This is a genomic window from Verrucomicrobiota bacterium, assembly GCA_034440155.1.
In the GTDB taxonomy this organism is placed as follows: domain Bacteria; phylum Verrucomicrobiota; class Verrucomicrobiia; order JAWXBN01; family JAWXBN01; genus JAWXBN01.
On the sequence record JAWXBN010000002.1, the window covers coordinates 18,020 to 27,061 of the forward strand.

Sequence of the window (9,042 nt, forward strand, 5' to 3'; positions counted from 1 at the left end):
TCCACCGGGATTTAAATATACTTGGTCAAATTTTGTTCGTACTAATTTCCACCCGCACGGGCTTCATCACGTGCATTTTCTTCAAAGGCACGCATGATGGCATCTTCATCACTGAGACCTTCTTTTTTAACACGTGCGATCGAGTCGAACATTCGTTTATAATCCTTCGGCATCACTTTCACAAAACGAGGAACCATATCCTCCCAAAGCTTCAGTACATGACGGGCCCGGCCACTGCCAGTGAGTTCCGAGTGTTTCTCGATCAATTTCTTGAGTTCATCGATTTCTTGTTGATCCTCGACTTTTTCCAGCCCGACCATTTGCTTGTTACAATGCGGGGCAAAATCACCCTTGGCGTCGAGGACATAGGCGATTCCCCCAGACATTCCAGCCGCAAAATTCCGGCCAGTGGAGCCAAGGACCACTACGCGTCCTCCCGTCATGTATTCACATCCGTGATCACCCACACCCTCGACAACAGCCGTCACCCCGCTGTTACGAACGGCAAAACGTTCACCGGCCACCCCACGGATATAAATTTCCCCTTGGGTGGCACCGTAAAGGGCGACATTGCCGATAATGATATTGTCTTCAGCAACAAAAGTAGAAGCTTCTGGGGGGGCAACAATAATTTTACCACCTGACAAGCCTTTACCGACATAGTCATTTGCATCTCCCGACAGGCGAATCGTGATGCCACGGGGAATAAATGCCCCGAGGCTTTGCCCGGCAGATCCTTTGAAATTTAATTGGATAGTATCCTCGGGCAGTCCGAGCTCACCATATTTTTTCGTCACTTCATTACCCAGAATAGTCCCAACAACACGATTGGTATTAAGTATCCTGCTTTCCACAGTGACTTTTTCACCTTTTTCAAGGGCAGGTTTGCACTTGTCCAAAAGCAAGGTTAAATCAAGGGATTGATCCAATCCATGGTCTTGGGGAATCTGGCAATAACGCCCGACTTCCGGTCCCATCGGAGGTTGATATAGAATCCTCGAAAGATCCACTCCTTTGGCTTTCCAATGCTCAATGGCTTTATTGACTTGCAATTTATCTGTGCGCCCGACCATTTCATTGATTGCGCGGAATCCCAGTTGAGCCATATATCCACGCATTTCTTCAGCGATAAAGCGCATGAAATTAACAACATGATCCGGGCTCCCCATGAATTTCGCACGGAGAACTGGGTCTTGTGTGGCCACCCCGACCGGACAGGTATTCTTATGGCATACCCGCATGACGATGCACCCGAGAACAACGAGCGGCGCAGTAGCAAAACCAAATTCCTCAGCACCCAAGAGGGCTGCAATGACCACATCGCGTCCTGTTTTAAGCTGACCATCGGTCTCAACAACAATCCGGCTCCGGAGCTGGTTAAGGACGAGTGTTTGATGGGTTTCAGCTAGTCCAAGCTCCCACGGGGCACCAGCATGTTTAATGCTGGAAAGTGGGGACGCCCCCGTTCCACCATCATGTCCGCTGATTAAAACAACATCGGCGTGGGCCTTGGCGACACCCGCAGCAATTGTTCCCACTCCGACTTCAGAGACGAGTTTCACACTGATGCGTGCAGCACGGTTAGCATTTTTCAGGTCATGAATCAGCTCCGCAAGATCTTCAATCGAGTAAATATCATGATGGGGGGGAGGAGAAATTAATCCCACACCGGGTGTCGAATGTCGGGTTTTGGCGACCCATGGGTATACTTTTGATCCCGGTAATTCCCCACCCTCGCCCGGCTTAGCCCCTTGGGCCATTTTAATTTGAATCTCACGGGCATTAGTCAGGTAATGGCTCGTAACTCCAAAGCGTCCGCTGGCCACCTGTTTAATGGCACTATTCCGGCTGTCCCCATTAGCATCGGGTGTAAACCGGTCGGAATCTTCTCCCCCTTCACCTGTATTACTTTTTCCTCCTAAACGGTTCATCGCAATGGCCAAAGCTTCGTGGGCTTCCTTGCTGATGGAACCATACGACATGGCACCTGTTTTGAAATGTTTTACAATCGAATCGACTGATTCGACTTCCTCGATCGGAATCGGCGTCGGTGCTCCAAACTCCAAGAGGCCACGCAAAGTGCAAAGGTTCTTTGCCTGCCCGTCAATAAGCTTTGTGTAATCTTGGAATGTCTTGAAGCTATTTGTACGACAAGCTTGTTGGAGCTTATGAACGCTCTCGGGGTTAAACAAGTGGAATTCACCTTCTTTACGGTACTGATATTGACCGCCAACTTCCAAGACATCATTGTCCACAGGTCGATCGCTAAATGCCACGGAATGGCGCTGGCGGACTTCATCCACAATGACAGCCAGGTTAATCCCTTCGATGCGTGTCGCTGTACCGGTAAAATAACGGTCCACTACACTGCGAGCGATACCGACAGCCTCAAAAATTTGGGCCCCGTGGTAACTTTGGACTGTCGAGATACCCATTTTAGACATTGTTTTGACAACACCTTTAACGGTTCCCTTAATAAAGTTTTTAACGGCTTTTTTATGGTCTACACCCGTGAGTAACCCCTGATGGATCATGTCATCGATCGTTTCAAAGGCCATGTATGGATTGACTGCATTTGCCCCATATCCGATCAGGACGGCAAAATGGTGGACTTCACGCGGTTCACCGGACTCTAACACAATGCCGACACGTTTACGGGTGCCTTCACGGATCAAATGGTGGTGGAGACCACCAGTAGCTAATACGGCCGGAATGGGGGCAATGTCTTTTGATATACTGCGATCAGAAAGAATAATAATATTCACCCCTTCTTGAACGGCCTTGCTCGCCTGTGCAAAAATGGAATCAAGGGCTTTTTCTAGGCCTTTTTCCCCTTCTGCAATCGGAAAAACCATGGGTATTGTAATGGATTTGAATCCGTCGCGTTTGATATGGCGGAGTTTTTCAAGTTCCTCATTATCCAGAACTGGCCAAGGCAAACGAATTAACCGGCAGCTCAAGGGAGAGGGCTGGAGCAGGTTTTGCTCGGTGCCTACATAAATGTCGGTGGCAGTAACAATCTCTTCACGGATCGAATCAATCGGGGGATTAGTGACTTGGGCGAAAAGTTGTTTGAAATAATTATAGAGCAACTGCGGTTTATTTGACAAGACAGCCAAGGGTGTGTCTGTACCCATCGAACCGAGGGGCTGCACCCCAGAGGAGGCTGTGGGTCCGACAAGGACACGTTGATCCTCATATGTGTATCCGAAAGCCTGTTGTTTTTGGAGAATAGTGCGGTGCTCGGGCTCTGAGGCATGCACGGGTTCCGGCAGGTCGACCAAATCCATAAGATTTTCATGAATCCATGTACTGTATGGTTTCTCAGTGGCGATTTTGTTTTTGATCTCCTCATCGGAGATAATACGCCCCTCAATGGTGTCAATCAGGAACATGCGTCCCGGCTGTAAACGCCCCTTTTGAAGAATACGCTCCGGGGCCACGTCGAGAACTCCTACTTCAGAGGCCATAATAACCATATCATCTTTTGTGACATAATAACGGGAAGGACGCAGCCCGTTACGATCTAAAGTCGCTCCGATACTGAATCCGTCCGTAAAGGCCACTGATGCAGGCCCATCCCATGGTTCCATCAGGCAGCTATGGTATTCATAAAAGGCTTTTTTGTCGGTATTCATCCCTTCATTCCCGGACCAAGGCTCAGGAATCATCATCATCATGGCATGCGGCAAAGAACGACCGGAAAGAACAAGGAACTCAAAACAGTTATCAAACATGGCTGAGTCACTGCCGTCTTCGTTAGCAATCGGGAGGATTTTTTTGATATCATCACCCCAGACTTCGGCAGCGAGCTGCGAATGGCGGGCGCGGAGCCAGTTCACATTCCCGCGCAATGTGTTAATCTCACCATTGTGAGCGATATAACGGTAAGGATGTGCCCGATCCCAGCTCGGGAATGTATTTGTACTGAAACGCGAGTGGGCCAGGGCCAGGGCCGTGGTAACACTGGGATCTTCTAAATCTTTATAATAGGGGCCGACCTGCTCACTCATGAGCATACCTTTATAGACGATTGTTTTATACGACAGGCTGCCGACATAAAAGAAATTATTACCCGGCAAATTGCCATAACGGATTTGATTCTCAGCTTGGCGGCGGATCAGGTAAAGTTTTCTCTCAAAATCCAGATCATTTTTAATCGTTGGATTACGTCTAATAAATATTTGCCGCGTCACAGGTTCAGCAGCCAAAGCTGTTTTCCCAATCATGGAGTTATTGACCGGGGCCGTTCTCCACCCGAGCACGGTTAACCCCTCGCTGATCACAATCGTCTCAAAACGTTTCTGGAAGTCTTCCCTCTGTTTTTCGTCATGGGGAAGGCAAACCATACCGACGGCATATTGTCCGAATTCCGGCAGGTCAATTTTCTCGGCAGGACAAACTTTCTTAAAAAAGTCATGGGGCATCTGAATCAGGATTCCAGCTCCATCCCCTGTATTATTTTCACAACCGCAGGCCCCACGATGAGTTAAATTCACAAGGATCTCTAAGCCTTGTTTCACAATATCATGCGACTTCTTGCCCTTGATATTGACGACAAATCCAACACCACAGGCATCATGTTCAAACTTCGGATCGTATAAACCTTGCTCTTGCATTTTTAACTCCTCTTTATAACCCTGCTTTATTTTTTAGGGGTAGTTATGTAAGCGAATTATCAGGGTGTTATGCAATATAAATGATTGGAAAATCGCATTTTTTTCGAGTTGAACATATTTCTTCATCAGGCGGGCGTTCGAGCAGACTCGAAAAAACAAGAAATAATGGCTGCCCGACTAGGATTCGAACCTACAGGAAAACCCCGAAAACAAAGGGGAAAAACAGCCACCGCACACAAAAACGCATATCCGAAATTAAAGACCCTGAATTAGTCAGAGTCTTGCTGGCATGGGAATCCCTCCCCTCACCGCTCAAAAAGGCCATTTCCCAGATCATTTCCTCGGTCAAAACTTCTTCTCCCAAAAGGGGAGATAGTCTGCAATAAAGAATGTTTTTTTGCGTTAAATCAAAACATACAAGCCCGTACTGTTGCCCTGGGAAAAGATATTTTCTATTTCATCCTCAATATTGATGTGATATTAGAAAACACACACTTTGTACCGGCGAGAGTTGGGACTTTCTCATACCGTGGACATCTTTCGCGGAAACGGATACACCGGGAAAAGACTCTCCATGTCAACCCCAACCAGTCCCTTAGTTTCGTTGATTCACTATAACTACAACCTCAACTACGTCATCGAATCTGGGCGAAGAGGAATTCTCGATCCGTGAGCAATTTGCCCCTTTCACACAAAATCGCTAACCTTCGCCAAAGTGCAACAACGGAAAAACAGCTCAACCGATATTTCGAGATGAATATCAATGTCAAACAACTCGATCCACCTCTTACCAAGTTGAAAAATATGATTTTAATCAATAGTTGTGATAATGTGATAATGTGATAATGTGAAGTTATGAAGAATATCACTGTAGCTCTCGATGACGAAACATACCGCAAAGCTCGTATCGTTGCAGCCCAACGAGATGCCTCTGTCTCCGCTCTTGTGAAGAAATTTCTCATTTCTCTGACTGCGGAGACTCCCGCTCCCCGTGATCTGAGGCAGGAACAAGAAACTCTCCTTGATTCCATTGCTCAACGTCACCCCGGATTCACGTCCACTGAGAATATCACCCGCGATGCCATCCACGAGCGCTTATGACCTTCCTAGACACAAATATTCTTCTCTACACCATTTCACACGGATCGACGGACCAAGCCAAGGTGGAAAAGGCGCGTGAAATCCTCCGGCGAGACGATCTTGCCCTCTCTGTACAAGTTTTGCAGGAGTTCTATGTCCAAGCCACTCGCCCCACCCGCACTCAACCACTTTCCCATGGCGATGCCACCGCTTTGATTTCCCTCTGGCTTCGATTCACTGTGGTCGATATCTCAGTGTCGGTCATGCAGACGGCTCTATATCTAAAAAACCGTTACCAGATTTCCTATTGGGATGCTGCAATCCTTGCCGCCGCCACGAGCATCGGCTGCACCGAGCTCCTGTCGGAAGACATTAACCCCGGCCAAGCCTACGATGCCGTCCACGTCATCGACCCCTTCCTATAAACCATGCCAAAACCCTCTGGCCACCATTTCCAAACGGTGAGAGAGAAAGCTCGCCCCACCTATTTAAACAGTGGCCAGTGGGGAGATGATTATTTCGTCGGGATCGACCAAATGATCAAAACCGGCAAGTACGCGGGGGGTGGTCGTACCCCTCGAATATTATCTTCTACAGAACAATGAACAATCTCCCAATCTAACGGCAATTCGCATCGATGCAGTTCTACGATTGATCAGATATGAATGGTGGTGAGCTTATCCCTCCGTTAAAAGGCTAGGACTCTTTCTTAGGTTTGGTTTACCTGTTCAATGAGTTCACCATGGTCAGAAATCGATAAATCCCACTTTAACACCAAAATAAAAGTTCCTGCGACATGATGGGCATTTCCCCATAAAATCGCCCCCTTGATCTCCATTGACTGATTGTCACGACAGGAAAAGTTTCCCAAATACAGCCAGAAATAGGATGAGTAAAGCTTCTCTATATCCGCAGTCCCAGTGGAACTAATCACCCCTACCTATGATGCATTCCCTGCACAATCAGAAGTATTTTCCCAAATAGCACCTTTCTCGGGATCAAAAAAGCCGGTCCCTTTGAATCCTCCCCTGCTAAAAGCACAGTCAAATTCGCCACTGATGAGACATTTCATTTCCATAAACTCTCCCTTATCAAAGATAACCCATCCTACTTCCCTGTGTTTTCTCCCAGTTTGAACAAGCCCTTTTTAAGGATTTTCCCATCCATGAACCAGCGGAAAGCAGCTGCTTTCTCGGTAATAACCATTTCAACACAATATTAACAGCCTCTTTATCACATTTTCCCCTCGATTTTATCCACACGAATGTCCGAAGAGCCCAAAAAGAATATATTGCTGTCCACAAAAGGCTTTCTCTCCTGCCCTTTCACCTTCTGAAAAACTCCCTTGAATTATTTGAATTCTATTTTTCAGGCTGGCAGACGATCAGACTGACTTTCCTAAAATCTCAATCTGAAACCCTCCGGTCTGACCCTCTCTTATTCGAGGGTCTCCTTGCCATGACTTTACAAGGAATCTCATGCTAGCCTGGCGAATTGCCTCATAAGTTATGACACCGGGGAGAGGGAAGGTGGGCGGGGTCAAAAAGAACGTAATAAAATCACAATCTCAGATGTCATCCACTGCTGGAATCCTAAATCAATGAGTTCATCATTATAATAATAAACGTATTTTTTAGAATCATAAACAATCGGCATATTGAGGCTTTCCCGCATAAATGTAATGTCGCGTAGGACAGTTTTTGCAGAGACTTCTAGTTTTTTAGCTGAGAATTTTCAGTTAGGATAACGATTGCTCACGATGTAGGCATGAATCATTTTGATTCGATACAAAGGTGTCCGTGTTTGTAATTCCTGATTAGACTTTTTCATTTCCTCCTGACTTATCTGGAATTTGTATTATTGAGCAATTTTCAATCCCTGATTGAATCATATTTAGCCATCTATAGCACCCTCCCCCCCTCATACATTTACGGGGGGGAGAGAGGAATCTTTAATCGAAATAACTATTGCTTAAACCTTTTGTAATTCCCTGACTTGAGCATCCTGGAGGCCTAACCGGCGGTAGGCGGGGTAATTACAGGTAAGGATGATGAGTTGGAGTTCTTTGGCGGCATAGGTGAGGATGGGCAGGAGTTCCTCGTAGCGGGAGGCATCGCTATTGACGAGGGCATCATCAAGGATGACTGGGAGGGTTCCTCCAAACTCCTTGGCGAGGGCCATGATTAATCCTAGGCGGATAATGACACCGACCTGCTCCGATGCTCCTTTACTGAGTTCCTCAAACTTGTCCGCCGCTTGATTGCGGTGGATCGGGTCCAGAGCAATTTGCCCGTCATCATCGACTGTAAATGAGAGGGTGGCTCCGGGAAAGAGCTGCCCAATCATGGGAGCGACCTTTTCCTGTAAGGGAGCGAGTAACGCCACGGTGGATTCCCGTTGAGTTTCCTGAAGTGTCCGCCCCAGTAAATACAAGGCCCGGCCCCTTCTCGAAAACCGTTCCACATCCATTTTCACTTCATTGAGTTTTGCCTCCGTGCTGCCGATCTGCTCATAAAGACCGATACCTTCATTAGCCGAGAGTTTACCCAAAAGGGTATTTTTGCGTTCGAGATGGGTTTTCATCTCATTATTGAGTTGTAGCAATGTTCTCTGCTCGATATTCAGTTTTTCCGAGAGATCAGCAGAGTTTAGCCCCTGTCTTTTTGCTTCCTCTTGCTCATACTCCCGCTGGACTCCTTCGATTTCCTTTTGCAGAAGACCGATTTTAGTATCCAGCTTTGAGATATCCCCGACCTCAGTGAGTATCACTTTCCATTCAGCATGGAGTTTCGCTGCTTTAAGGTTAGTATTATCCAGCTGCTCTTGGAACACTCGGGCCGATTCCTTTTTCTGCTCTAAGACAGACTCCATGACTTGAACTTTTGTCGAGGCCTCTGCAACAGATTTGTTCAGATTTTTAAAGGCGGACTCGAGTATAGTGATATTGTCTTTAGGGATCCCTTGGGCCGCTTTTTTCGGATCAAAATCGCTGATTCTATTGGCGATTTTGCCCATCTTATCAGAAATCTCGTCATTATGCCTCCGGACAACATCGATTCCATCCGGACAAATCCCGGCCAATCCTGCCTTAAGCACGGCAATCGACTGTTCCAGAGCCGTTTTCCGGGCATCCTCACTAATTGCTTTTTCGAGGGAATCGACCCCGAGCTTGTGTAATGCCGCAGTAAACTCTTCCCTGCTTTCTTGGAGCGATTCCTTTAACTGGGCCAATTCCTGACCGCCGGGCTGGATATACACCCAGTCATCTTCAGCGCCTACCTTGACCCAAGCTGGTTCACTAACGACATGCCCATGTTCAGCTTTTAAATCCGCCGTCACTTCC

The 9,042-nt window shown here is 47.2% G+C and carries 5 protein-coding genes; 2 read left to right on the forward strand and 3 right to left on the reverse strand.

Annotated features, from left to right (window positions below):
- Positions 1-41: 41 nt before the first annotated feature.
- Positions 42-4,619 (reverse strand): glutamate synthase large subunit, encoded by a 4,578-nt coding sequence (gene gltB, locus SGI98_00115; protein ID MDZ4741806.1) that lies wholly within the window; start codon positions 4,617-4,619, stop codon positions 42-44.
- Positions 4,620-5,474: 855 nt separating this feature from the next.
- On the opposite strand from gltB, the gene SGI98_00120 reads away from it, so the two are divergent.
- Positions 5,475-5,720 carry a hypothetical protein gene (locus SGI98_00120; GenBank protein ID MDZ4741807.1) on the forward strand — a complete coding sequence of 82 codons (246 nt, stop codon included), beginning with the start codon at positions 5,475-5,477 and terminating at the stop codon, positions 5,718-5,720.
- The gene (locus SGI98_00125) at positions 5,717-6,124 is read left to right on the forward strand and encodes a PIN domain-containing protein (protein ID MDZ4741808.1); all 408 of its coding nucleotides are present in this window, start codon (positions 5,717-5,719) and stop codon (positions 6,122-6,124) included. Before SGI98_00120 ends, SGI98_00125 begins: the two co-directional genes overlap by 4 nt.
- A gap of 1,114 nt (positions 6,125-7,238) precedes the next feature.
- Here the strand turns inward: SGI98_00125 and SGI98_00130 are convergent.
- Together SGI98_00130 and SGI98_00135 are read right to left on the reverse strand one after the other, a co-directional pair.
- Complete coding sequence (locus SGI98_00130) at positions 7,239-7,373, reverse strand: hypothetical protein (GenBank protein MDZ4741809.1); 135 nt, start codon at positions 7,371-7,373, stop codon at positions 7,239-7,241.
- A 297-nt stretch (positions 7,374-7,670) separates the two neighbouring features.
- Positions 7,671-9,042: hypothetical protein (locus tag SGI98_00135; GenBank protein ID MDZ4741810.1), on the reverse strand; the 1,372-nt coding region annotated here is incomplete at its 5' end.